Source organism: Beijerinckia sp. 28-YEA-48 (assembly GCF_900104955.1).
Taxonomy (GTDB): domain Bacteria; phylum Pseudomonadota; class Alphaproteobacteria; order Rhizobiales; family Beijerinckiaceae; genus Terripilifer.
Window position 1 is genome coordinate 110,106 of sequence record NZ_FNSI01000001.1, and the last position, 24,389, is coordinate 134,494.

The following is a 24,389-nucleotide window of genomic DNA, read 5'->3' on the forward strand; positions in this document are numbered from 1 at the left end:
TTAGGATAGCTGGGCGTCCGGCTTTCATGGCTTGTCCAAGCGCGCTAATTTGCCGGCATGAAAAAGCCTGTTTCTATCGACGACCTGTCCCTCTCCGAAGCCAAGCGCAAACATGCGCGGCTGGCCCGGGAGATCGCCAAGCACGACATCGCCTATCACCAGAACGACGCGCCGACGATCTCCGATGGCGAATATGACGCCCTGCGCCGTGATCTCGAGGCGCTTGAGGTGCGCTTCCCCGAACTCACCGAAGCAACAGAGGTTTCCAAGAGCGTCGGTGCAGCGCCGTCAGAAAAGTTCGCAAAGGTGCGTCATGTCGTGCCGATGCTCTCGCTCGGCAATCTTTTCGAAGACGAAGAGGTGGCGGAATTCATCGCCCGCGTTCGGCGCTTTCTCGGTCTTGCGGCCGATGTGTCCTTGCCTTTCACGGCTGAGCCGAAGATCGACGGTCTGTCTTGCTCGCTGCGTTATGAGCACGGCAAGCTTGTTCAAGCGGCGACGCGCGGCGATGGCTACGAAGGTGAAGACGTCACCGCGAATGTGCGCACCATCGGCGAAATCCCGCATGTGCTGAAGGGCCATCCGCCCGACGTTCTGGAAGTGCGCGGCGAAGTCTATATGCGCCACGCCGATTTCGCGGCGATGAATGCGCGCCAGGCGGAAGCCGGCGAGAAGACCTTCGCCAATCCGCGCAATGCGGCGGCGGGCTCCTTGCGACAGCTTGATTCGACAATCACGGCGCAACGGCCGCTACATTTCTTTGCTTATGCCTGGGGCGACGTCAGCGCTTTGCCGGGCAAGACGCAGATGGAGATGGTGGCCGCCTTCAAGCGCTTCGGCCTGCCGACCAACGAGCTCACTACGTTATGCGAGACAGCCGAGGATCTCTTGGCCTTCTATCGCAAGATCGAGGGCCTGCGCGCGTCGCTGGGCTATGACATCGATGGCGTCGTCTACAAGGTGAACGATCTTGCCTTGCGCGAGCGCCTCGGCTTTGTTTCGCGCTCGCCGCGCTGGGCCGTCGCGCATAAATACGCAGCCGAGAAGGCGACGACCATTCTGCGTGACATCGAAATTCAGGTTGGTCGCACGGGCGCGTTGACGCCGGTTGCCAAGCTCGAACCGGTGACGGTCGGCGGTGTCGTTGTCTCCAACGCCACCTTGCATAACGAAGATGAGATCGCCCGTAAGGGCGTGCGCATCGGCGACACGGTGATCGTGCAGCGGGCGGGTGACGTGATCCCGCAAATTCTTGGGCCTGTCTTAGAGAAACGGCCGGCGGGTACAAAAGACTATGAGTTTCCGCAGGTCTGCCCGCGTTGCGGTTCGGCGGCGGTGCGCGAAGTCGATGAGAAGGGCGAAATCGATGTGGTGCGCCGCTGTACCGGCGTGCTTATCTGCCCGGCGCAAGCCGTCGAGCGGCTGAAACATTTCGCCTCGCGTAACGCTTTGGATATCGAGGGACTGGGCGACAAGCAGATCGAGTTTCTCTTTGAAAAGGGGCTCGTGCGCACGGCCGCTGATATTTTCACCTTGGAAGCGCGCGATAGCGCCAAGGACAATCTGACGCCGATCCGCAATTACGAAGGCTTTGGCGAAACCTCGGTGCGCAATCTGTTCGCGGCGATCGCGGCGCGACGCTCCGTGCCGATCAACCGTTTCATCTTCGGGCTTGGCATTCGTCGTATTGGCGAGACCAATGCGCGCCGGCTGGCGCGGCATTTTCACACGATGGAAGCCTTGCAGACAGCCGCGAAAGCGGCGGCGGCCGGCGATGCCGAGGCACGCGCCGAGATCGAGAATATCGATGGCATCGGCGGTGTCGTCGCCGAAGCGCTCGTCGATTTCTTCGGCGAAGAACACAATCTGAAAGTGCTGGACGCGCTGCTCGAACATGTCACGCCTGAACCGATGGAGGCTGTTGTCCAGGATAGTCCGGTGGCCGGCAAAATCGTTGTCTTCACCGGCGGCCTTGAGCGCATGACGCGCGAGGAAGCCAAGGCCATGGCCGAGCGGCTGGGGGCCAAAGTGGCGGGCTCGGTGTCGAAGAAGACCGGGCTTGTCGTTGCCGGGCCGGGGGCTGGATCGAAACTCGCCAAGGCGAGCGAGTTTGGCGTCGAGGTGATCACCGAGGACGATTGGTTCAAGCTGATCGGGCAAGACACGTGATTTTGGGCGAGGGAGCTCTATGACCATGATGATGGATCGTCGCCGCGTTTGTCTCGTGCTCGGATCCCTTCTTCCCGCCGAACTGGCCTGGGCGCAGGCCGTGGAAACGCCGGCTCAGATCGTCGCCGCGCTCTACAAAGCGTCGGCCGGCAAGAACGGCAAGTACGAAGGCCCATCCGCGATCCAGGATAAGCGCATACGTGGCCGCTATTTTTCGGCCAAACTCGGCTCCTTGTTTGATCGTGCGGAGAAGGAGCAAACGCGAACAGGCGATGCGATCATCGATTTCGATCCGATCACCAATTCACAAGATCCCAGCGTCATCGATCTGTCGATCACGAGCGAGAAAGAAGACGACAAGAGCGCCGTTGTCGCGGCGAAATTCCGCACCTTGCTGGTGGGGGCGGAGGCTATGACGGTGCGCTATGATTTCATCCGCGAGAAAGGCGGCTGGCGGCTCGATGATATCAGAGGCACGGTGGATAAAGACGCCTGGTCATTCCGCCAGAATCTAACCCAGGGCATTGCCGAGACGGAAAAGCAACCAGCGCTACCCAAAGGCCGGCGCTGATTAACCCCGGCCCAATGGTTTGGTCGCTTTGACGAGCCATTTGCGCGTCGCTGGGCTCACCAGCGGTGAGAGCGCCTTGCGCACGCGCTGGTGATAGGCATCAAGCCAGCGCACTTCGTCCTGCGTCATCAGGTTTTTGTCGATGGCGCGCGTATCGATGGGCACAAGCGTCAAGGTCTCGAAGCCGTACATGTCACGCTCGGCGCCGGTGATCGCACGTTCTTCCACCAGCACCAGATTTTCGATGCGGATGCCGAAAGCGCCGGTGCGGTAATAGCCGGGTTCGTTGGACAAGATCATGCCCGGCTCAAGCGTGGTGAAGCCGCGCTTGGAAATATTCTGCGGGCCTTCATGCACGGAGAGAAACGAGCCGACGCCGTGGCCGGTGCCGTGGTCGAAATCGAGGCCGGCCTGCCACAAGGCGTGGCGGGCGAAGGCATCGATCTGGGCACCTGACGTGCCCTTGGGGAACACGGCGGTGGCGATGGCGATATGGCCCTTGAGCACGCGCGTGTAACAGACGCGCATCTCTTTCGTCGGCGTGCCGACACTGATCGTGCGGGTGATGTCGGTGGTGCCGTCCTCATATTGCGCACCGGAATCGAGCAGGAACAGACCACGGCCGATGCGGCGGTTGGTTTTGTCGGTGACGCGATAGTGGACGATCGCGCCATTGGGGCCGGCGCCAGAAATGGTCGGGAAGGAGACGTCTTTCAATTGTCCGGTCTGGCGGCGGAAGGTTTCAAGCGCTTCAACCGCATCGATCTCGCTCAGGCGACCCTTGGGTGCGGTTTCATCGAACCAGGCCAGGAAACTAGCCACCGCCGCGGCATCACGAAGATGCGCGGCGCGCGCGCCTTCGATTTCGGCGGTGGATTTGAGCGCCTTCATCAAGGTGATCGGATCATCGCCGATCACGGGGCGGCCGCCCGCCGATTTCAGCGCGGTGATCAAAGCTGCCGGCGCGCTGCCGGAATCAAATCGCACGCTGGCTCCATCGCGGCCAAAGCGCGACAAGGTCTGGCGCAGCTGTTCCGGTTCCTCGATCTGTGCGAGTTTTTCCAGGCTGGCGCGGGTCTTGGGATCAAGCTTGCGGCCGTCGACGAAAAGATGCGCGCCGTCCTTGCTGATGATGGCGCGGCTGAGCGGCAGCGGCGTATGGCCGACATCGCTGCCGCGAATGTTGAACGCCCAGGCAACATTGTGCGGATTGGTGACGAGCAGTGCCTCGCCCGTGTCGAGGGCCGAGGCAATGCGCTTCAACTTCTGCTTCGCGTCGACACCTGTGAATTTCTTGGGATGCAGACGGATGGCGCCGAGCGGCGCCGGCGGACGGTCATACCAGACGGCATCGAGCGGATTGTCGTCGACGGCCACGAGTTCGGCGTCGGCGGCGCGGAGAGCTCGCTCGTAACCGTCGAAGGTTTGCGATGTGGTGAGCCAGGGATCGCAACCGATCTTCATGCCCTTGCCGACCGTCTTCGCCAGCCATTGCGCCGGCGTAATCTCGGCGATGGGCTGGGGCGTGAACTGGCGCGTATCGACCTGGTCCTGCACCTGCAGGGTGTAGCGTCCATCGACAAAGATCGCGGCGCGATCCTTGAGAACCACGGCGAGGCCGGCCGAGCCGGTGAAGCCGGTGAGCCAGGCCAGACGCTCGTCGGAGGCCGGGACATATTCGTTTTGATAGGCGTCGGTGCGCGGCACGATGAAACCATCGAGCCCACGTTTGTCCAGTTCGGCGCGTAGCGCTGCCAGACGGGGCTTGCCCTGTGTCGGATCGGCACTCTCGGTGAAGGTCTGGTAGAGGCTTTCAAACATGATGGGCTTCGCCATTATTGTTATGGGGGCCAATGCGCCTTGCGGACGAACGGGCGCTTCGTCGGCTTGGGGCCGCCGATGCGCATGAGCAGCGTGGCCCAACCTTCGAGATCGATCCGACGCACCAGGGCAAAGCCCTGCGCGCCGTAGGAGGACAGAACGCCAGGCACATCGCGATCGAGAAGGCCGGACAGGATGATCTCGGCATTGTCGGTAGCAACCGCAGCGATATTGGGCGCCATCTGGCGCAGTGGGCGCGCCAGGATATTGGCGAAGATCAAATCATAGGGGCCTGACAGGCGTAGCGCCGGATGCAGGACGCCGCGGGCCGTAAAAGCCTCGACCCAGGGGCGGGCGCCATTCAACGCCGCATTGGCCTTGGTCGCTTCCACGGCGATGGGATCGATATCGCCCGCCATGATGGGCTGGTGCAGGGCGCGCGCGGCGGCCAGGGCCAACACGCCGGTGCCGGTGCCGACATCGAGAATGTCTTTCGGGCGACGACGTTTCAGCACCCAGTCGAGCATCAGCAGGCAACCGCGCGTCGTGCCGTGATGGCCGGTGCCGAAGGCAAGCGCCGCTTCGATCTCAAGTGCGATGTCGTTGGCGGCCGCTTTGCCGCGATCGTGCGACCCATGCACCAGGAAGCGCCCGGCGCGCACGGGCGCCAGGCCCTCCAAGGAGGTGGCGATCCAGTCGCGCTGTTCGACGCGGGAGAAAGCCACGGTCTTGGCCGCTTCGGCGCCCACCACGCTCTCAACGAGCGAGCGGACATAATCCTCATCCGGAGGGTCGCCAAAATAGGCTTCGACGATCCAGTCGCCGCTTTTCCAGTCCTTGGTGTTGTCTTGCAGCTCGAAGGCCGATGCGGCGACATCGGCGGGATCGAACATCTCGACAATCAGGTCGGCGATGGCGCGGGCGCGCGTCTCGTCACAGACAAGTCGCATGCGGTGGGCAGCATTATTGGGGGGCAGTCCTTCGAGCATTGCGCTGTCTAGCACAGGGACTTTGCGCAGGGAACGTCCTGCCATGGCAAGGATGGAGATCAGGCAGGGGCTGGCGCGTCTCGACGGCTGGCGCGGGCCGATGCTATGTCATTTGTGACACTGGCGCGCGCGTCGGCAGGAAACACCAAGGGAGTAGCTATGGGGACGAAGATCAGTTGGAAACGACCGGACGGCAAGGAGGCCTCGGGCTATTTCGTTGCCGCCGGGGCGCCGAATGCGCCCAGCGTTGTCGTGATCCAGGAATGGTGGGGTCTGCAGGATCAGATTACCGGGATCGCCGACCGTTACGCCCGCGCCGGCTACAATGCGCTGGCGCCCGACCTCTATGGCGGCGTGGTCGTGCCCTATCATGACCGGGAAGCGGCCGGAAAACAGATGGGCTCGCTGAACTTTCTCGATGCGGTCGACCAAAGCGTGCGCGGCGCGGCGCAGTTTCTGCAAGGGTTCGGCTCAAAAGTCGCCATCACCGGCTTTTGCATGGGTGGGGCTGTGAGCATCATCGCAGCCAGCCGCGTGCCGGAATTTGCCTGCGCGGTGCCTTATTATGGGGTTCCGCCCGAGGCGGTGGTGAAGCCCGCCGATATCAAAATCCCGCTGCAATGCCATTTCGCCAACACGGACGATTGGTGCACGCCGGCGCTTGTCAACGGTTTCGAGGCCGGGTTGAAAGCGGCCGGTAAACCCTTCGAACTTTATCGATATGATGCCGAGCATGGTTTCGTGAACGAGCAGCGCACGTCGGCGCATGCGCGCGAGGAGACCGAATTGGCCTGGAGCCGCACCCTGGCCTTTTTGAAGACGCACATCGGCTGAATTGAGATCGGGACAGAGCAGGGGCTGCGCGACTATCATGGGCATCATGATTCGCGCGGCCCTTTTTCTTGTCCTGTTCGCGGTTCCGGCCTTGGCCGACGCGCCGAAGCTCGCGCCCATGCCCAAACCGTCCCTTGCGCCCATCGAGGCCTGGGGCGTGCGCAATGCCTCGTGCCTTGAATGGACCGATGCCTGCCAGACCTGCGCGCGCAGCGCGAGCGGCAAGCCGCAATGTTCAACAGTGGGCATTGCTTGCGTGCGCAAGGCGGCGACCTGCACGAAACAGGCGCCGCGCTAAAGTTCTTTCTGAGATTAGAAGGCTGTCGAAACACCCTCGGTGTCATCCCCGACAGCCGCGCAGCGGCTGAGCGGGGATCCAGAGCGAGTGGTAAAGTGCTACTTGCAGTGATGATGCAACGCTTTACTGCGGGCTCTGGATTCTCGCTCGCGCTTCGCGCGTCGGGAATGACACTGAGAGCAGTACCGCGCGCTCCTGGATTGCTTCACTGCGTTCGCAATGACGGTGTGGTGTCTGCTCACGCCGCCTGAACGAAGCCTTCCAGCACCATCTTGCGGCCGGCCTTGTCGAAGTCGACGGTCAGTTTGTTGCCGTCGACAGCCGAGACCGTGCCTGAGCCGAACTTTTGGTGGAAGACGCGGGTGCCTTTGGCATAGGCCGACGAGGCACTCGATTTGGCGACGAGTTCGCCTTCGATCGTCTGCGGCCCGCGCTTGGATGGCGTGTTCCAGTTGGATTTGCCGCGCTCGCTGAAGCCGCCGCTTTTTTGGGCGCGCTGCCAGCCGGGCGTGTTGTAGGACGAGCCGAAGGTGTCGACCGCGTTGAAGCGCGATGCGGCATAGCCGCCATAGCTTGTCTGGCCACCCTCCACCACGTCGACATGGGCTGCCGGCAGTTCATCGAGAAAGCGCGATGGAATCGTCGATTGCCAGAGGCCGCGAATGCGGCGGTTGGTGGCGAAATAGATCTTGGCGCGCAAGCGGGCGCGGGTGATGCCGACATAGGCGAGCCGGCGTTCTTCCTCGAGGCCGGCGCGGCCCTGTTCGTCGAGCGAACGCTGATGCGGGAAGAGGCCTTCTTCCCAGCCGGGTAGATAGACGGTTTCGAATTCGAGGCCCTTGGCGGCATGGAGTGTCATGATCGACACGCGCTCGCCGCCCTCCTTGTTCTCCGCATCCATGACCAGGGAGATATGCTCGAGGAAGCCGCCGAGGTCGGGAAACTCCTCCATCGAGCGCACGAGTTCCTTGAGGTTTTCCAGGCGTCCAGCGGCATCGGCCGAACGGTCCTTCTGCCACATGTCGGTGTAGCCGGATTCCTCGAGGATTTGTTCGGCCAGTTCGTGGTGCGGTTTGCCCTCGATGAGCGCCGACCAGCGGGTGAAATCATCCATCAGCGCGCGAATGGTCTGGCGCGGCTTTGGCTTCAGTTCTTCGGTCTCGATCAGCTCGCGTGCTGATTGCATCAGCGGGATTTTCTGTCGACGCGCGTGATCGTGCAGGATCTGCAAAGTAGCGTCGCCGAGGCCGCGCTTGGGCACGTTGAAGATGCGCTCGAAGGCGAGATCGTCGGCGGGCTGCGCGACGCAGCGCAGATAGGCGAGCGCGTCGCGAATTTCGGCGCGCTCATAGAAGCGTGGGCCGCCGATTACACGATAGGGCAGGCCGAGCGTGACGAAGCGCTCTTCGAATTCGCGCATCTGAAAGGAAGCGCGCACCAGGATCGCCACTTCGTCCAGCGATTGACCCTTGCGCTGCAACTGCTCGATGTCTTCGCCGATGTTGCGGGCTTCTTCTTCCGAATCCCACACGCCGGTGACCGTCGGCTTCTCGCCATCGTCGCCATCGGTGAAGAGCGTCTTGCCAAGCCGGCCTTGGTTCTGGGCGATGAGATGAGCTGCGGCGGCGAGGATATGCGCGGTCGAGCGGTAATTGCGCTCGAGGCGGATGACGGTCGCGCCGGGAAAGTCTTTCTCGAAACGCAGGATGTTGTCGACGTCGGCACCGCGCCAGCCATAGATCGACTGATCGTCGTCGCCGACGCAGCAGATGTTGCGCGGGCGATCCGGCGTGCCCTGCGCCAGCAGGCGCAGCCACAGATATTGGACCGTGTTGGTGTCCTGATATTCGTCGACCAGAATGTAGCGGAAGCGGCGCTGATAATCGGCCAGCACGTCGGCGTTCTCGCGCAACAGGCGCAGGCCTTCGAGCAGCAGATCGCCGAAGTCAGCGGCGTTGAGGATTTTCAGCCGCTCCTGATAGAGCGCATAGAGATGGCGGCCCTTGCCATTGGCGAAGGCTTCCGCCTCGCCGGCAGGCACTTGCGCGGGACCGAGGCCGCGGTTCTTCCAATTGTCGAGCTGGATGGCGAGCGCGCGCGGCGTCCAGCGCTTGTCGTCGATATTCTCCGACTGGATGACCTGGCGCAGCAGGCGAATTTGATCGTCGGTATCGAGAATGGTGAAGCCGGATTTGAGGCCGACGAGTTCGGCGTGGCGGCGCAGGATTTTCGTGCCGATGGCGTGGAAGGTGCCGAGCCAGGGCATGCCTTCGGCGACTGGGCCGGCGAGGCCGGCGATGCGTTCCTTCATCTCGCGCGCCGCCTTGTTGGTGAAGGTGACGGCGAGGATTTCATGGGCGCGGGCGCGGCCGGTGGCGATGATATGGGCGATGCGTGTGGTCAGCACCCGGGTCTTGCCGGTGCCGGCGCCTGCCAGCACCAGGACGGGGCCGTCCATGGCTTCGACGGCGGCGCGCTGTTCGGGATTGAGCGCTTCGACATAGCGCGGCACGCCCATGGCGGCTTGAAGATTGGCTTGAACGTTGGCTTGGGCGCGTGCGGCGATGCCCCCGGCGCGCGGGGTGGGCGCGCGGGTGAAATCAGGTTCGTCGGCATCGTCAAAGGAAAAGGGTTCGGCCAAGGTCCAAGCTCTGTGCAAATTCTACGGAAGGCCGGAATTTCGGCCATTTCTACGAATCAATCAGCCTAAATGTGGGGTGTCGCGGCGGGAATGTCGAATGACGCTTCCGTCGGGTTCCAGCCTTTATAGCCCCATGCGAAAGCGCGCCATGATGACCATGATCGCCACCTGTAGCACCCCCTGGCTGGCGACCAGATAGAAATAGTTGCGGGATATGGCGGCAATATGGGCCGGATCGGGGTTCGGCTTACGCAATTCGCGATAAACGCGGATTTGGCTTGGCAGCAGCATGCCGAGCCCCTGAATGGTCAGGATGGTGATGATGGTCAAAGCCGCCGCCACCCAGCCGAAGGCCGGCCAGGGCGTGTCCAGATAGCCCAGGGCCTTAGCCAGATACCAGCCGGTGGTGCCGGTGACGATCGACAACACGGGCATGATGAAAATCGTGCGTGGCGTCAGCCGCAGGAGCACGGCGCGGCGGGTCTCGAAAGGCGTCCGGCGCAGGATCGGCCCGACGACGAAGCCCATGAACAGGTCGATCCCGGTCCAGATGCCGCCGGCGAAAATATGCAGGAAAATGAGCGGCCAGAGCTGGCCCGAGGCGATGACGCCGACCATGATCACGAGGGCCAGGGCGCACCAGACCAGGTTGAAGAAATTGATCGGCGGCGCTTGCGGCGCCAAAACGCTGTTGGGGATGCCGTTGTTTGGGATGGCGCTGTCGGTCAAGGCTGGCTCCAGTGGTTCCGGGCACCTATAAACCTGCTCTCAAACAGGCACCACTGGAGACGGATGATGGATATGCAGCCGGCGGAGATCATACGGTTTTGGGAAAATGCCGGCCCGGAGAAATGGTTCGCCAAGGACGAGGCTTTCGATGCCGCGATCCGCGCCCGTTTTCTTGGCGCGCATGAAGCGGCTGCCCGGTGCGAATTTGCCGATTGGGCCTCGGATGCGCAGGGCGCGTTGGCGCTGCTGCTGTTGCTCGATCAGTTTCCGCGCAATCTGTTCCGCAATTCCGCCCATGCTTTCGCCACCGATGGTCTGGCTCGTCAGATCGCCCGCGCGGCGGTGGCGCAGGGATTTGACCGGCAGGTGGCGGAGCCGTTGCAGGCGTTTTTCTACCTGCCGTTCATGCATTCCGAATTGGCTGAGGATCAGGTGTTGTGTGCGAAGCTGTGCGACCGGCCGGGCCTCGAGGACAATCACAAGTTCGCCCTCGTGCATCTGGAGATCATCGAGCGCTTCGGTCACTTTCCCCATCGCAACGCGATCATGGGCCGCGTAACGACAGCGGAAGAACAGGCCTTTCTCGATTCAGGCGGCTTTGCCGGATGAGGGTTCCGGCGTCAGGCCATAGGGATTCCGCTCTGAGCGCGAATAGGAGGCGAATTCGCGGTTGACCGCGTCGGCGGCGGCCAAGACAGCTTTTTTCATCTCCTCGATATCGGCGCCATCGCTCACGGTGGCGATGCCGATGCTGGATTCCAGGCGCATCCACGGTTGCGCATGCAGGGAGGCCGCCACGCCGACAGCGCCACGATGCAGTTGGCCGGCGGTGACGGCCACGCCCGTGCGCCGCGCGTCCCGCACATCGTCGGTTTCCAACGGGCCTGGCTCGCGTGTCGCGAGAATGGCCACGCCGCCGGCGCCGCGATTCAACGGATAGCGGGCGCCTTGGCTGAAGGTGAGATGGACATCGGTCGTCTGCGGCGGCGTTAATAGGACCACCACCGCTTCATCGCCCTCGCGCACGAAGAAAAAAGCCGTTGCGCGGCAGGCTTCGGCCAGCGCGCGCATGTGTGGACGGATGACGTCCTGCAGACGCGGGACGAGGGAGCCGGTGAGATTGAGCGTGCCGAAGCCGAGCCGATAGCGCCCCGGGTTCGATTGCACCGCCAAAGCGTGATCCACCAACGTGCCGAGCAGCCGATAGACGGCCTGTCGGTGCAGGCCCGCGGCGCGCGCGATTTCCGCCACCGACAGGTCCTGCTCGCTCGCGGCCAGCAGTTTCAGCACCTGCAAACCGCGATCCAGGGTCATCGCCCGATCATTGGCCGTCGGCGCTGTGTCCAGCTTCGCCATCTGCTTTTCCACGCCTTAGCTTCTTGTTTTGACGCATTTTCTTCACGCGAACACGCATTCGCTTCGCTTGAAAATGCTTCCTGTTGACATTTAGAACGAGTCGAAGACACAATAACAATACATGACGTCCGATATTGTGTCAATCTTCGTTGGGAGACGGGTTGGCGGGCGGCCCTTGGAGGGGGCGCCAGGATCAGAGGTTGTGAGGGAGATGAGGGCCAAGCGCCCGTTGGGCTGGTTGGCCAACAGGGGAGGGAACCTTGAGCAGTTCAGCCACCGTTTTATCCATGGATGCGGATAAGCCGCAGACCGTTTCGGCGTCCGAGCGTCGCCGCATCCTGGCCGCCTGTTTCGTCGGCGCCACCATCGAATGGTACGACTTCTTCATCTACGGGGCGGCGGCCGCCTTGGTTCTCGCGCCGCAGTTTTTTCCGAATGTGTCGCCGCTCGCCGGCACGCTGGCGGCCTTGGCGACGTTCAGCGTCGGCTTCATCGCCCGTCCGCTCGGTGGCGCTGTCATGGGGCATTTCGGCGATCGCATCGGCCGCAAGCCGATGCTGGTGCTGACGCTCGCCATCATGGGCGTCTCGACCCTGCTGATTGGCCTTCTGCCCAATTATGAATCGATCGGCATCGCCGCGCCGATCCTGCTCGTCGTCTTGCGGTTGCTGCAGGGCTTTGGTGTCGGCGGTGAATGGGGCGCGGCCGTGTTGATGGCCGTCGAACATGCGCCACCGCGTCAGCGCGCCGTCTATGGCGCCTTTCCGCAGATGGGTATTCCAGCCGGCATCATCCTCTCCGTTTTGGCTTTCCTCGCCGTCGGTTCGTGGCTGCCAAGCGAGGCCTTCCAGAGCTGGGGATGGCGCATTCCGTTCCTGCTGTCGGCGATCCTCATCGTGGTTGGTTTCGTCGTGCGGATGACGATTTCGGAAAGCCCGGTCTTTCAGAAGCTGGAAAAAAAGCGGGAGATTGCGCGCTCGCCGCTTCTGGCTGTCATCGCCGAGCATCCGATGGCGCTGATCGCGGGAACAGCCACCATCATCGGTTCGACGACGCTGGGCTATCTCGTCCTCGTTTACATGCCGTCCTATGGCACGTCGGTGTTGAAGCTGCCGCGCAATCTGATGCTGGACTTCACGCTGCTGGCGGCGACGATCTGGTTTCTCACGACCATTATCTTCGCACGTTTCTCGGATATTTTTTCCGTGCGGCGTGTCTATCTGACGGCCGCAGCGGTGGGCATTCTCTGGGCCATCCCCTTCTTCATGCTGGTCGATAGCACCAACATCACGGCGATGACGGTGGCTTATTCGGTCACGGCGGTGGTGATCGCCGGCATGTTGGGCGCGCAATCCGCCTTGATCGCATCGCTCTTTCCGCCTGCGATGCGCTTCAGCGGCATCTCCATTGTCGCCAATGTCGGCGCCATCCTTGGCGGCGGCATCGCACCGCTGATCGCGACATCGCTCTATGCCTATTACAACTCATCGATGGCGATCGCGGTCTATGTCGGCGCCATGGTGGTCATCAGTTTTCTGGGCACGCTTTATCGCAACAAGCATCAGGATGAGTTCTTCTCATCGTCTGCTTCAGGTCGTCAGTAAAACAGCGCCTTTGAAAGGGCATCCGATGAATGTCGCTACACCTCATGCCACCAAGCCGGGCTATCCGTTGGAGTTTCCGAAAAACCAATGGTACGTCGCGGGCCATGCGCAGGATTTCGGCCGCGAGCTGATCTCGCGCTGGATCATCGGCGAGCCTGTTTGCTTTTATCGCACGCAGGACAATACGGCCGTGGCCTTGGTGGACCGTTGCATTCATCGGCAAATGCCGCTCAGCAAAGGCATTCTGCAGGGCGATAACGTGCGCTGCTCTTATCACGGCATTCTGTATGGCGATGATGGGCGGGCGCTTGAAATTCCCTCGCAGAACAGCATTCCGGACAAATGCCGTGTCCACCGCTATCCCCTGGTGGAGAGCGGTGGACTGCTCTGGATCTGGATGGGTGACGCGGAAGCGGCGGATCGCAGCCTGATCCCAGGGCATCCCTGGCTCGATGACCCGCAATGGGTTGTCGTGCGCGGCACTCTGCATATGAAGGCGCGGGCGCAATTGCTGAACGAGAATCTTCTCGATCTGTCGCACCTTTCCTATTTGCATCCAGGATCCATCGGCTCCGACGATGTGGTGAGCGCGCCGACGACGATGGAGTTCGACGATCGTTCGGTCCGTGTCACCCGCGATATGAACAACGCCATATCGCCACCGATGTTCATCCGCGCCATGGGGCTCGATGGACGGATCGATCGGCATCAGGTGGCTGAGTTTATCGCGCCCGGCTTTCACATCACCCATCTCGACGCCAAGGCGAGCGGCGTGCCGGAGACCCAGGTGTTCAGCCACAAGGCCATTCATTGCATTACGCCGGAGCGTCGCCATAGCGCCCATTATTTCTGGGCGATCACGCGCAATTATCGCATCGACAATGAGGAGGTCAGCCGGATGTGGCAGGACGGCGCTCCTAAAGTCTTCACGGAAGACATCGATGCGAGCGAGGCGATCGAAGAGATGATCGTGGCCTATGAGCCCGGCTATCCGCCGGAGCTCGATCTCAAGGTCGATGGCGGCCCGCTGCGCGCGCGCCGCATTATCGAGCGTCTGATCGCACGGGAACGCCCGGCTTAGCGCGGGTGCTCTGATCGTGGGGTTTTTTCATCGCTTCTGGGAGGAAGCACATGTATCCGTTCAATTCAGATCGAGCCTATATCCGCAATGCCTGGTATGTGGCGGCCTGGGGGAGTGAGATCACTCGCAAGCCCTTTCAGCGCACCATCATGGAAGAGCCGATCGTCTTCTACCGCACGGAGAGCGGTGAGCCAGTTGCCATGTTTGGATTGTGCCCGCACCGGACCCATCCGCTGGTCGATGGGCGGCTGATCGGCGACGATATCATGTGCCCCTATCATGGCTTTACCTATAGTCCGCAAGGCGCGTGTGTGCGCATTCCGGCTCAGGACAAAGTTCCCCAGCAGTTTCGGCAGCGGATTTATCCGCTGGTGGAACGCGGCGGCGCTGTTTGGATCTGGATGGGCGATGCTTCGGCTGTCGACATGACCAAGATGCCGCAAATTTCCGAAATCGGCATGGATGTGCCGGGCTGGAAGACCGTCGAAAACGGCATGACCAGCATCAAGGCGAGATGGTCGCTTGTCATCGATAATGTGATGGACCTGAGCCATGTCGGCTTCATCCATTTAAAGACGATTGAAGCGCCGGCGGCTGGAGAAGTGGCGCCGCAAGACGATGCGGATCAGCGTATTCAGTGCGCGCGTTGGTTGATCAATCAAAGCCCGGATATGAGCTACGCGCGGAACGCTATTCCCGACAACAGCGAGCCGCTGGACCTGGAATTGGGTTCGGTCTTTTACGGCCCCGGCCTCGTTGCTGCCTATCTGCGTTTCTACACGGCGGCCAGCAAGGGCGAGCGCAAACTGCTGAGTACAACCTATCATCTGCAATGCGTGACGCCGGAAACGCCGCATATGAGCTATAACTTCAGCGGCGTCGTTCGCAATGTTCGGCTGGACGCACCGGACTTCGACCAATGGCTCAAGACCGCCGTGAATAAAACGCGCGAAGAGGATGTCGAAGCGCTGGAAAAAATCGAACCGATGGTCGACCGCTTTGCCAATGCGCGCAGCGAATTGTCTGGCGTCGGTGATGTCAGCGCCATTCGCGTCAGGCGGCAGCTCGCAGCGCTTCTGGCGCTGGAAGAAGCCGCCTAGAGCAAATCACGTTTCGGTAGAAACGTGATTTTGCTTAGGTCCTCTTATTTGGACACGTCTTCACAGCTCGACGATTCCGTCGAGCTGCGAAACGCTATAGCGCTTAGATGCCCGTGCGGTGAACGACCTTGCCGCCCAGCATGGTCATCAGCGCCTTGGTGTCGCGGATTTCCGCCGGCGGGATCGTCAGAATATCCTTCGACAGCACGACGAGATCGGCAAGCTTGCCGGTCTCGATGGAGCCGCGTTCCTTTTCGACGCCCATCAGGATGGCATTGTTGATGGTGTAGAGCGTCAGCGCCTCGCGCGGCGTGATCGCCTGTTCGGGGCCAAGCGCATAGCCGTTCAGGGTCTGGCGCGTCGTCATCCACCACATGGATTGGAAGGGATCGAAGGGCACTACAGGGCCATCCGAACCGCCGCCGGTCATGATCTTGGCATCGAGGATCTTGCGGATCGGGATCGCATAGGCAGCGCGCTCGTCGCCCCACCAGCGGCGCTGATTGTGGCCGAGCAGCACCGCATGATCTTGCACGGTCGCCATGATGCCGATGTCGCTCATCGTCTTGAGCGCCGCGTCACTCGGCAGGAAGATATGCATGATGGCCCAGCGCAGGTCGCGGATCGGTCGCGTGGCATTGACCTTTTCATAGCCGCGCACGACGACATCGATGGTTTCATCGCCGACCGCATGGGTCTGCGCCTGCAAGCCTGCGTCGGCGATGAGCTGCAGGGCTTTCGCCCATTCGTCTTCGCCGCCCGGCGGCAGCAGAAGGAGGCCGCGATAATCCTTGTCCGGCTGTTCGCCGGGGACGATCCGATAGGGCTCGCGCAAGCGCGCGCCTTCGACGCCGCCATCGAGCAGGAATTTGAAGCCGACGAAGCGCAGCATGTCGTCATTCTTCATGCTGCGCATGGCCAGGCCCTTCTGCACCTGTTCCAGCCCGACAGCACGATAGAGCAGGTCGGTGCGCACGGTCATCTCGCCATTGTCGCGCAGGCGCTGATAGAGGCCGGCGATGCGCTCGTCGATGCCGGGTTCGACGACGCCGACGATGCCGAGCGCATTCAATTGCTGCATCTGCGCTTTCAACAGCTCAAGGAAACGCTCGGGCGGCGGTGGCGGCGGCTGCACCTTGCGGGCGAAATAGGCAGCCGATTCCAGCAGCACGCCGGTGGCCTCGCCGGTTGTGGGATCGCGCACGATGACGCCGCCCGCCGGGCTCTTCGTCTCCTTGGTGATGCCCGCGAGTTCCAGCGCCTTGCTGTTGATCGTCACCACATGGCCGCCACGGGGGATGATGACGGGATGATCGGGCGCGGCCTTGTCGAGTTCGAAGCGCGTCGGCAGGCGTCCCTCGGCGAGCAGGCTTTCGTGCCAGCCGGAGGAGGCGACGATCCATTGGCCCGCGGGCGTTTGGGCGGCGCGCTCGGCGATGCGCTTTTGCACATCGGCCACGGAGCGGGCGTCGATCAGTTGCACGGCCGGCAGATTGGTCGCGGCGAAGGATTGATGCAGATGGGTATCGGTGAGGCCTGGAATGACGACACGGCCGGCGAGGTCGATGACCTGTGTCGTCGGGCCCGCTTGTTTCATCACGGTCGCTTCGTCGCCGACGGCGCTGATGCGGCCGTCGCGGATGGCCACGGCCTCAGCCGTTCCGAAGGCCTTGTCGATCGTGTAAATCTTGCCGTTGCGCAGGATCGTGTCGGCGTTTTGCGCCTGCGCGGTGAGAGTGGCGAAGGCGAGCGCGCATACGCCGATGCTCAGATGAGCCATGAAGCGGATCATGTGGTTTGACCTTTGCGATCAGGCGATCGAGGCGGTGGCGGCGATGAGGCGCGGCGGCTCTCCGCTTGCGGCTGCGAGCCTGCCAGTGACCTCGATCAGGCGCGTCATCACGGCCTCGGCGGGCGCATCGGCCTCGATGCTGATGTTGGCGCCGGCATCGTGGATCATGCCGCAGAGTTGGCAGGGCGCGGCTGGGCCTTCGTAGAGATCGAAACGGCCGTCCGTCGTCACCGGCGCATAATAGCCCCGCAGGGTGACGTGCTCGCCATTGGCGGCGAGGGCGTGCGCACTCGCATTGCCTTGGGCGTCGACGAGGTCACCGATCTTGAGGCTGTTCTGATCGGCGGCGCGGACCGGGCGCGCCAACAGCGGCAGTGCCGCTAAGGCGAGGAGGAGATGGCGACGGTCGACCGAGGGGGTGATGGCGTCACAACGGAATGCGGAGTGACCAACGGACTGTTTCATGGCGTTCTCTCCTCGCTATTGAGCGAAGTAGAGCCCCAGGCGACGGGTCCGTCAATGGTCAAGGTCGACTCAGGGGCGGGTTGAAAATGTTTGCAGATGCGAACATGATTTCCCTCGACGTGGCGAAGGTGGGGCTTCAGCGATGGCAGTAATCCGGAATGCGCTTCTGGCGCTGGTGGGGATGATGCTCCTGGCAATGCCAGTGGCGGCGGAAATTCGGATTGCTATGGGTTCTGTCCTGGTGATGAATCCAGGTGATACCGCGCCGGGCCAAGTCGCCAGTTTCGAGAATGCGCTGCGGTCCGCGATCGCCGCAGCCGTGGAGAAGGCGCAGGGGAGCGGACGCTGTGACGTCAAGGCCGTCGATGTCAGCGAGCAGGCGATCAAAGGACGCCAGACAGAGGAAATGCTGCAGAGAAAAGGCTATTCGCAGAAGAATGGACTTTCGGACAGCAAGGTCGTCGTATCCGACGCGGTGAATGGCGCTGCCGGTTTCGATAACGATGGCGGTCTCGACTATGTACTCGAAGTCACCAATCTTGTGACCAACAAGACGGTCGCGTGGCTCGAGGGCAACGTCAAGAACAGCCGTCTCATTGAAACCGCGGACAAGATCGCGGCCGATCTCGTCGATCAGATGTGCAAGAAGAAGGTCTATCACTACACCGTGCAGGCCCACGATCTAGTGATCGATCATATGATCTGTGATCTGACCAAGCCTTTCACTCTGAGTCCGAAGGGCAAGATGTCGGGCCTGCGTTACACGTTCACGCCGTCGGGGGAGAACGGCGGCGGTTACTCGCTTGGGGGCTCGGCGGGTGGCGTGCCCTGGTCGGGGGGCGGCACCTATACGCAGGCGGTATCCGATACGGGCGGTACACTCACCATGAATGGAACGTGGAAAGTCTCGTCGCCGGTTGGCGGCTTCAGCCGCAATGCTTCGATCCCAGGCCGCTTGGAGGCCGTAACCTCGACCCAATGCGCGAGCGTGGACTGACGACAGGACAGGCGCGCGTCAATCGCGCTCTAGGAAAATCGCGTTTCGATAGAAACGTTCCGCACGAGCCCTTGCGCCGCTTCGACACTCATCCATTCGAACTCAGGCAATTGGTGGCGGAACCAGGTGAACTGGCGTTTGGCATAATGGCGCGTGTCGAGCTTGCCTTTGGCGATCGCGTCTTCGCGGGTCATCGTACCATTGAGAGAGGCAATGAGACCCGGCACGCCATGGGCGCGCATGGCGGGCAAAGCTGGATCCAGCGCGCGGGCCGCCAGCGCTTCGACCTCGTCGAGCGCCCCCGCCGCCATCATCGTATCGAAGCGACGGTCGATGCGGTCGAAGAGTTCGGTGCGTTCGGGCGCCAGGAAGAGGCAGCGACATTGGGTGGCGTCGAGCAATGGCGCGGCGCGTTTCTCCTGAAAACTCTTCAGAGGCTGGCCGGTCGCCTCGAACACTTCGAGCGCGCGCAGGATGCGTTGCGGATCGCTCGGGCGCAGGCCCGCCGCTGTCAGCGGATCGAGGGCTTTGAGGCGCTCGTGCAAGACGGCCGGCGGCAGACCCTCGGCTTGCGCCCGCACGCGGGCGCGCACCTCGTCGGGCACTTTCGGGATGTCCGAGAGCCCGCGCAGCAGCGCCTTGAAATACAGGCCGGTGCCGCCGCACAGGATCGGCAGGCGACCTTCTGCGCGCACTGCCTCAAGGGCTGCAACCGCGTCGGCGATCCAGAAGCCGGTTGAATAATTGGTGGCGGCATCGACATGGCCGAACAGGCGGTGGGGGAGGGCTGCTTCCTCCTCGACCGTCGGGCGGGCGGTGATGATGCGCAGATCCCGGTAAACCTGCATGGAATCGGCGTTAATGACCGTCCCGCCCAGGCGTTGGCCGAGCGAAATCGCCAGGGCGGACTTGCCGCTTGCCGTCGGGCCTGCGATGAGAACAGCCGAAACCAAATCTTTGCTCCGTAGCGGCCTAGGCACCTGCGTCCTGCCGCCTCTCTGATGGATGCCCTGTGGAACCCTATATCGCAACCCTGATCGCCAAACCCGGTAGCAAGGCCCTCAGCGCCGACATCGTGCGCAAGGCCGCCCGCATCGTGCCGCATGGCACCGTCGCGGCCTGGCTCGCGCCCGACGAGGCTGTGGATATCACCTTCGACCTGGGCGGCACCCGCATCGAGCCGAATTCCGATATCGAGCACGAACTGATCTCGTCCTATGCCGAGGATATCGCGCATGAGGTCAAGGCGCTGCCGGTTGACGTGGTGTGCCAGCGCAATGGTCATCGGCGCAAGAAATTGTTCCTGGCCGATATGGATTCGACCATGATCGGCCAGGAATGTATCGACGAACTCGCGGCGTTCGTTGGCATGAAAGAGCATGTGGCGGCGATCACCGAGCGCGCCATGCGCGGCGAGATCGATTTCGAGCCGGCTTTGCGTGAGCGTGTCGCCCTGCTCAAGGGGCTTTCCGCCAACGTGGTCGACAAGGTCATCGCCGAGCGCATTACTTTGACGCCCGGCGGGCGCGAATTGGTGATGACCATGCGCGCCAACGGCGCCTATACGGCGCTGGTCTCCGGTGGCTTCACTTTGTTCACCGGTCGCATCGGCAAGATGATCGGCTTCCATGAAGACAGGTCGAACGAGCTGATCGTTGAGGATGGCAAACTGGCCGGTCTGGTGCGTGAGCCGATCCTCGGGCGGGAGGCGAAACTGGCCTCGCTGATCGAACTGCGCGACGCACGCGCGATCGCGCGCGAAGACACTCTGGCGGTGGGCGACGGCGCCAACGATCTGGCCATGCTCGGCGAGGCGGGGTTGGGCGTTGCCTTCCATGCCAAGCCGGCGGTGGCGGAAGCCGCCCATGCACGCATCGACCATGGCGATCTGACGGCGCTGCTCTTCATGCAGGGCTATCGCCGCGATGAGTTTGTCTCCGGCGCCGTGCAATAAAAATGGCAATAAAAAATCGCCCCGCGTGAGGGTCACGCGGGGCGATAAATTTAAGTCAGATGCGGTGGAAGCTTATTCCACCGGCAGGGCGACGAAGCGCACTTCGCCTTGGGAATTGGCGACGAGGAACAGCGCCGATTTACGCCCCTGTTCCTTGGCTGCCTTCATCTTGGTGGCGATGTCGGTGGGCAGATTGACGGCTTCCTGGTTGATTTCCACGATCGTATCGCCGGCCTGGATGCGCTTGTCAGCGGCCGGGGAGTTAGGATCGACATTGGTCACCACGACCCCTTTGATGCCTTCCTTGATCGAGAACTTCGTCCGGTTGGCGTCGTTGAGGTTGGAGAACTCCATGCCGAGCGCCTTCTGCGTGGTCGTGCGCGGCTCGGGTACGGTGTCGTTGCGGCCGGGATTGAGCGCGGCCTGACGTTCGCCATCTTCGAGGCGACCGAGCTTGACCTTCAAGGTCTGCTCCTTGCCGCCACGCACGATCAAGACATCGACATCCTTACCAACCGCGGTGCCGGCAACAATGCGCGGCAGGTCGGCCGAGGTCTTCACTTCGGTGCCGTCGAACTTAACGATCACGTCGCCGGCCTTGATGCCGGCTGGTTTCGCCGGGCCTTTGTCATCGACGCCGGCGACGAGGGCGCCACGCGCCTTGCCGAGGCCAAGGCTGTCAGCGACATCATCATCGACGGACTGGATCTTGACGCCGAGCCAGCCGCGGCGGGTCTCGCCGAATTTCTGCAATTGCTCGACCAGCGGCGCGAGAATGTTGGAGGGCGAGGCGAAGCCGATGCCGACCGAACCGCCCGACGGCGACAGGATGGCCGTGTTGACGCCGATGACTTCGCCATCGACGTTGAACAGCGGGCCGCCTGAGTTGCCGCGATTGATCGAGGCGTCGGTCTGCAGATAGTCGTCGTAGGGGCCGCTGTTGATGTTGCGGTTACGAGCCGAGAGGATGCCGACGGTGACCGTGCCGCCCAGGCCGAACGGGTTGCCGACCGCCATCACCCAGTCGCCGACGCGGGTTTTGTTGCTGTCGCCGAACTTCACCGCCTTCAGCGGCTTCTCCGGCTTGACGCGCAGCACCGCCACGTCGCTCTTGGAATCCTTACCCAGGATTTCCGCCTTCAGGCGGGTGCCGTCGGTGAATATCACCGTCACGTCGGTGGCGTCGCCAACCACATGGTTGTTGGTGACGATGATGCCGGAGGGATCGATGACGAAGCCCGAGCCCAGCGAATTGGAGCGGCGCTGCGGCCGTTGCTGACTATCGTCCTGGCCCTGGCCTTGCCCCTGGCCACGACGGCGGAAGAATTCCTCGAACAGATCGTCGAAGGGGGTGCCGCGCGGAATGTTGGGGCCAATTCCAGGACCGCTGCGGCGATCGGCGACCGCTTGCGATACGGAAATGTTGACGACGGCGTCAGAAACCTGCGCCGCCAGATCGGCGAAGCTGTCCGGCGTGCCGCGGGCCAAGGCCGGCAGCGGCGCCAGAGGAAGGAGGGCGGCCGATCCCGTGCCAAGGGCGATCAGCAGTGCCGCGGACACCCGCCGCAGGCGCGGGGCCAGGGAACGCGAGGCAGGGGCGCCTTTCGCTGGGATCACCGGTTTGGTCATCGACATCATCTCCTCGATTGGCTCATCGCAATTTTGAGCCGATCCTGTTTTAACTTACATTCAGGCGGAAAAACGGATGTGTTTCGGCCTGATCACGGGAATGTCAGTTCCATATAGGACGTTCGGCGCAGACTTGAAGCCAAGTCTGCGCCGAAACGGGTGTCTTACTCAATGAGTGGGGTCAAAGACCTGCTCAATTGCTGGGTTTCGACCCGGAGGCCGGAGCCGCCACGCCGCTGGGGCGGTTGAAATAGCGGAAAAACTCCGTATTCGGGCTGATGACCATGCGGGTCTCACCCGGTTTCAACGCTGCTTCATAGGCTTGCATGGAGCGGTAGAAACCGAAGAAGCCCGGGTCCTTGCCAAAAGCTTCGTTGAAGACACGGTTACGCTCGGCATCGCCTTCGCCTCGGGTCTGGTCGGCTTGGCGCTGCGCCTCGGCGCGGAGGACGACAACGTCGCGATCCGCCTTCGAGGTGATGCGCTGCGCCTGTTCGGCACCCTGGGCGCGGTAGTCGGCCGCTTCCCTGGCGCGTTCCGTCTGCATGCGGCGGAAGACCTGTTCGGAAATCTGTCGCGGCAGGTCGGCGCGGCGGATGCGCACGTCGTTGATCTCGACACCGAACTTGGTCGATTCCTGGTTCACCTGATCGCGGATGCGACGCATCAGGTTGGAGCGGTCGTCGCGGACGAGCTGAACCATGGTCGCTTCGCCCAGCACGCGGCGCACGGCCGAGTTCAGGATCGAGGCGAGTTGGTTGTTGCCGCCGTTGATCGTGCGCACCGAACGATAGAACTGCAGGATGTCGGTGATGCGATAACGCAGGAAGGCGTCGACTTCGATGCGGTTGTTGTCGGAGGCGAGCACTTCCTGTTTCGGCGTTTCGAGATCGAGGATGCGGTTGTCGAAATAGACCACGTTCTCGATAAAGGGCGCCTTGAAGTGCAGGCCCGGCTCCTTGACGACGGCGCGGCCGGGAACCGGCTCGCCGAAGCGCAGCAGCAGGGCATATTCAGTCTGATTGACAGTGAACGTGGCGCTGTAGCCGACGAAAATCAGCGCCACGAGAACGATGAGGCCGGCAAAGCCGAAGACGGACTTGTTCATCGACGGGGCGCTCCCTGCTGCGGTGCAGAGGTCGGCGCGGCCGTGCTTGCCGCCGACGAATCGAGCATTTGGCCGAGCGGCAGAACCGGCACGACGCCGCCCTGACCCTGGCCAGCGCCCTGATCGAGAATGATCTTGTTGGCGCCTGCCAAAACACGCTCCATGGTTTCAAGATACATGCGCTCGCGCGTCACATCGGGCGCAAGGCGATATTGGTCGTAGACCTGGGTGAAGCGCGAGGCCTGACCGCGTGCTTCGGCAACCGTCTGCTCGCGATAAGCTTCGGCTTCCTGAAGAATGCGGGCCGCGCCACCGCGTGCTTCCGGCACGACGCGATTGGCATAGGCTTCGGCTTCGTTGCGCAAGCGATCGAGGTCCTGTTGCGCGGCGGTGACGTCGCGGAAGGCCGCAATGACCTGCTCGGGCGGATCGACCGAGAGCAATTGCACCTGCAGAATCTGCACACCGGCCTTGTAATCGTTCAGCACGCGCTGGGTCAGATCCTGAGCCGCCGGTTCGATCACTTTACGTTCGGCGGTGAGGATCTTCTGGATCTGCGTGCGGCCGACGATCTCGCGCATGGCGCTTTCGGAAACCGCCTTGATGGTCTCGCGCACCTCACGCACGTTGAAGGCATATTCTTCCGGCTTGGTCGGGTCGATCTGCCAGATGACGCGGAATTTCACGTCGGCGATGTTTTCATCGCCGGTGAGCATCAGGCTTTCTTCGGGCACATCGCTCTGGGTCTGATTATTCGGACGACGCGGGTCTTCGCGGGTGCGGAAGCCAATGTCGATGCTGTTACGGTCGGTGACGCGCAGCTTGATGACGTTGCCGATCGGCGCGGGCCAATTATAGCGCAGGCCGTTCTCGGTACGGTTGGTGAAGCGGCCGAAGACGGTTTCGATACCGGCCTCGTTCGGCTGCACCGTATAAATACCACTGGCGAGCCAGATGACCGCGGCGGCCGCCACGACGAGCGCGATACCGGCGCCGCCCATGAAGCCACCCGGGACCACCTGTTTCAGCTTATCCTGGCTACGGCGCAGCAATTCCTCGAGGTCCGGTGTCGGACCGCCGCCGCCGGAGCCACCGCCCGACGGACCTTGTCCCCACGGACCGGGATTATTGTTCGGACGCCAGGGTCCACCCCCACCCCCGCCGCTTTGATTATTCCAGGGCATGAACTTCCCTTCGTTTCCCCAAACCGCCCAGCGCGGCAATTGCGCAAAGCCCAACGCAAATAAGCGC

Annotated in this window: 21 protein-coding genes; 10 read left to right on the plus strand and 11 right to left on the minus strand. The window is 62.3% G+C overall.

From position 1 onward, the window contains the following. Positions 1 to 57 precede the first annotated feature (57 nt). Positions 58 to 2,169 (plus strand): NAD-dependent DNA ligase LigA, encoded by a 2,112-nt coding sequence (ligA, locus tag BLW50_RS00495; RefSeq protein WP_090696151.1) that lies wholly within the window; start codon positions 58 to 60, stop codon positions 2,167 to 2,169. A 25-nt stretch (positions 2,170 to 2,194) separates the two neighbouring features. Beyond that, entirely contained in the window at positions 2,195 to 2,740 is a 546-nt protein-coding gene (locus BLW50_RS00500; RefSeq protein WP_210186007.1) for a YqhG/Tai3 family protein, read from the plus strand. Here BLW50_RS00500 and BLW50_RS00505 read toward each other — a convergent pair whose 3' ends face one another. Together BLW50_RS00505 and BLW50_RS00510 are read right to left on the minus strand one after the other, a co-directional pair. Continuing rightward, entirely contained in the window at positions 2,741 to 4,561 is a 1,821-nt protein-coding gene (locus BLW50_RS00505) for an aminopeptidase P family protein (protein ID WP_090708498.1), read from the minus strand. 20 nt (positions 4,562 to 4,581) lie between these two features. Continuing rightward, the gene (locus tag BLW50_RS00510) at positions 4,582 to 5,550 is read right to left on the minus strand and encodes a 50S ribosomal protein L11 methyltransferase (protein ID WP_090696153.1); all 969 of its coding nucleotides are present in this window, start codon (positions 5,548 to 5,550) and stop codon (positions 4,582 to 4,584) included. Between the two features lie 159 nt (positions 5,551 to 5,709). Here BLW50_RS00510 and BLW50_RS00515 point away from each other — a divergent pair, with 159 nt between their 5' ends. Both BLW50_RS00515 and BLW50_RS00520 read left to right on the plus strand, forming a co-directional pair. Further along, a complete protein-coding gene (locus BLW50_RS00515; RefSeq protein WP_090696154.1) occupies positions 5,710 to 6,384 on the plus strand; it encodes a dienelactone hydrolase family protein in 675 nt (224 codons plus the stop codon). Positions 6,385 to 6,421: 37 nt separating this feature from the next. Continuing rightward, positions 6,422 to 6,682 (plus strand): hypothetical protein, encoded by a 261-nt coding sequence (locus BLW50_RS00520; RefSeq protein WP_090696155.1) that lies wholly within the window; start codon positions 6,422 to 6,424, stop codon positions 6,680 to 6,682. A 238-nt stretch (positions 6,683 to 6,920) separates the two neighbouring features. Here BLW50_RS00520 and BLW50_RS00525 read toward each other — a convergent pair whose 3' ends face one another. Next, entirely contained in the window at positions 6,921 to 9,248 is a 2,328-nt protein-coding gene (locus BLW50_RS00525; RefSeq protein WP_244544425.1) for an ATP-dependent helicase, read from the minus strand. Positions 9,249 to 9,446: 198 nt separating this feature from the next. Further along, positions 9,447 to 10,052 (minus strand): hypothetical protein, encoded by a 606-nt coding sequence (locus BLW50_RS00530; protein ID WP_090696157.1) that lies wholly within the window; start codon positions 10,050 to 10,052, stop codon positions 9,447 to 9,449. Between the two features lie 66 nt (positions 10,053 to 10,118). Here BLW50_RS00530 and BLW50_RS00535 point away from each other — a divergent pair, with 66 nt between their 5' ends. Beyond that, entirely contained in the window at positions 10,119 to 10,661 is a 543-nt protein-coding gene (locus BLW50_RS00535) for a DUF924 family protein (RefSeq protein ID WP_348272760.1), read from the plus strand. Here BLW50_RS00535 and BLW50_RS00540 read toward each other — a convergent pair. Then, entirely contained in the window at positions 10,641 to 11,408 is a 768-nt protein-coding gene (locus BLW50_RS00540) for an IclR family transcriptional regulator (RefSeq protein WP_139267403.1), read from the minus strand. The genes BLW50_RS00535 and BLW50_RS00540 overlap by 21 nt on opposite strands. A 260-nt stretch (positions 11,409 to 11,668) precedes the next feature. On the opposite strand from BLW50_RS00540, the gene BLW50_RS00545 reads away from it, so the two are divergent. From BLW50_RS00545 to BLW50_RS00555, 3 genes are read left to right on the plus strand one after another with little or no spacing between them, the layout of a single operon-like run. Beyond that, positions 11,669 to 13,012 carry an MFS transporter gene (locus tag BLW50_RS00545; RefSeq protein WP_210186008.1) on the plus strand — a complete coding sequence of 448 codons (1,344 nt, stop codon included), beginning with the start codon at positions 11,669 to 11,671 and terminating at the stop codon, positions 13,010 to 13,012. Positions 13,013 to 13,037: 25 nt separating this feature from the next. Next, a complete protein-coding gene (locus tag BLW50_RS00550; protein WP_170849906.1) occupies positions 13,038 to 14,093 on the plus strand; it encodes an aromatic ring-hydroxylating dioxygenase subunit alpha in 1,056 nt (351 codons plus the stop codon). A gap of 50 nt (positions 14,094 to 14,143) precedes the next feature. Then, positions 14,144 to 15,193: an aromatic ring-hydroxylating dioxygenase subunit alpha gene (locus BLW50_RS00555; RefSeq protein WP_090696162.1), complete on the plus strand. Its 1,050-nt coding sequence runs from the start codon at positions 14,144 to 14,146 to the stop codon at positions 15,191 to 15,193. Between the two features lie 103 nt (positions 15,194 to 15,296). Here BLW50_RS00555 and BLW50_RS00560 read toward each other — a convergent pair whose 3' ends face one another. Beyond that, complete coding sequence (locus tag BLW50_RS00560) at positions 15,297 to 16,973, minus strand: amidohydrolase (protein ID WP_170849907.1); 1,677 nt, start codon at positions 16,971 to 16,973, stop codon at positions 15,297 to 15,299. Between the two features lie 30 nt (positions 16,974 to 17,003). After that, positions 17,004 to 17,450 carry a hypothetical protein gene (locus BLW50_RS00565; protein ID WP_090696164.1) on the minus strand — a complete coding sequence of 149 codons (447 nt, stop codon included), beginning with the start codon at positions 17,448 to 17,450 and terminating at the stop codon, positions 17,004 to 17,006. Positions 17,451 to 17,592: 142 nt separating this feature from the next. Between BLW50_RS00565 and BLW50_RS00570 the strand changes: the two genes are divergently transcribed. Beyond that, positions 17,593 to 18,447, plus strand: coding sequence for a hypothetical protein (locus BLW50_RS00570; RefSeq protein WP_090696165.1), 855 nt, complete (start codon positions 17,593 to 17,595; stop codon positions 18,445 to 18,447). A 29-nt stretch (positions 18,448 to 18,476) separates the two neighbouring features. Here BLW50_RS00570 and miaA read toward each other — a convergent pair whose 3' ends face one another. Continuing rightward, a complete protein-coding gene (miaA, locus tag BLW50_RS00575) occupies positions 18,477 to 19,400 on the minus strand; it encodes a tRNA (adenosine(37)-N6)-dimethylallyltransferase MiaA (protein WP_090696166.1) in 924 nt (307 codons plus the stop codon). A 59-nt stretch (positions 19,401 to 19,459) separates the two neighbouring features. On the opposite strand from miaA, the gene serB reads away from it, so the two are divergent. Then, complete coding sequence (gene serB, locus BLW50_RS00580) at positions 19,460 to 20,401, plus strand: phosphoserine phosphatase SerB (protein WP_090696167.1); 942 nt, start codon at positions 19,460 to 19,462, stop codon at positions 20,399 to 20,401. A 72-nt stretch (positions 20,402 to 20,473) separates the two neighbouring features. Here the strand turns inward: serB and BLW50_RS00585 are convergent, their stop codons facing one another. From BLW50_RS00585 to hflK, 3 genes are all read right to left on the minus strand, one after another. Continuing rightward, positions 20,474 to 22,030: a Do family serine endopeptidase gene (locus tag BLW50_RS00585; protein WP_090708501.1), complete on the minus strand. Its 1,557-nt coding sequence runs from the start codon at positions 22,028 to 22,030 to the stop codon at positions 20,474 to 20,476. 193 nt (positions 22,031 to 22,223) lie between these two features. Beyond that, positions 22,224 to 23,138: a protease modulator HflC gene (gene hflC / locus BLW50_RS00590; RefSeq protein WP_090696168.1), complete on the minus strand. Its 915-nt coding sequence runs from the start codon at positions 23,136 to 23,138 to the stop codon at positions 22,224 to 22,226. Then, positions 23,135 to 24,322, minus strand: a complete 1,188-nt coding sequence (hflK, locus tag BLW50_RS00595) for an FtsH protease activity modulator HflK (protein WP_090708502.1) — start codon at positions 24,320 to 24,322, stop codon at positions 23,135 to 23,137. Before hflK ends, hflC begins: the two co-directional genes overlap by 4 nt. Positions 24,323 to 24,389 lie beyond the last annotated feature (67 nt).